General features: G+C 61.0%; 1 pseudogene. It reads right to left on the reverse strand.

Annotated elements, in window-relative coordinates:
- A pseudogene (locus tag RZA67_RS16390) lies at window positions 1-341 on the reverse strand (transposase); the annotation flags it as partial.
- Between the last annotated feature and the right edge of the window lie 10 nt (window positions 342-351).

Raw genomic sequence — 351 nt, forward strand, 5'->3', positions numbered from 1 at the left:
GGTCAGCCTGAAATGCTTCAGATGCTCACGCATGAACGCGTACTTCGCCGTCATCCCTTGGCGAAGTACGCCGCGGCTTTTTTTAGTATGTCGCGCTCCTCGGTCAGACGTTTGACTTCGGCCTTCAAGCGGCGGACCTCGGCTGAATCTTTGGACGAAGGCAGCATTGAACCCTCGGGCGTGCCCGCCAGGGCCTCGCGCTTGGCCCTCCGGAGCCATTGGTACAGGCTATGGGAAGAGACCCCCAGCCGCTTGGCAACCTCCGCAACCGCGAAGCCCCTCTCGGCCACCTGCTTGACCGCCTCGGCCTTGAACTCATCTGTGTACTGCTTGCTCGCCATAGACACCTCT

This window comes from Stenotrophomonas sp. C3(2023) (genome assembly GCF_032911385.1).
In the GTDB taxonomy this organism is placed as follows: domain Bacteria; phylum Pseudomonadota; class Gammaproteobacteria; order Xanthomonadales; family Xanthomonadaceae; genus Stenotrophomonas.